Annotated in this window: 1 protein-coding gene; it reads right to left on the bottom strand. The window is 52.0% G+C overall.

Annotated features, from left to right (window positions below; translation table 11 throughout):
* Window positions 1-281: amidohydrolase family protein (locus tag SB773_RS31235; RefSeq protein WP_410594162.1), on the bottom strand; the 281-nt coding region annotated here is incomplete at both ends.

Below are 281 nucleotides of genomic sequence, written 5' to 3'. Positions count from 1 at the left end.
GGTTCACCGGAACCGTCGAGGTAACTGAAATACCGAGACCAGCCAGCATTTCAGCTACTTCTCCTGCTTCTGCCAAGCTGATGTCTGCCAAAGCGAGCGCATGGCTGATCGTTACGCGTCCTTGCCAGCCTGCTTCCTCCGTCATTTTCGCGAGTCGTTTGAAGGTGAAAATTCCCAGTTGATCCGGATCATGCAAATGAACATCGATCGGCGCATCCGCCTCTACAGCCAGCTCAAAAATCGTCGCCAGCGACTTTTCAATGTTTTGATCTACAGTTGCC

Origin of the sequence: Bacillus sp. SIMBA_074, assembly GCF_046534555.1 — a bacterium.
GTDB classification, from domain to species: Bacteria; Bacillota; Bacilli; order Bacillales; family Bacillaceae_G; genus Bacillus_A; species Bacillus_A mycoides.
Note: the sequence above shows the minus strand (reverse complement) of the source record. Positions and strands in the feature narration are given on the sequence as shown.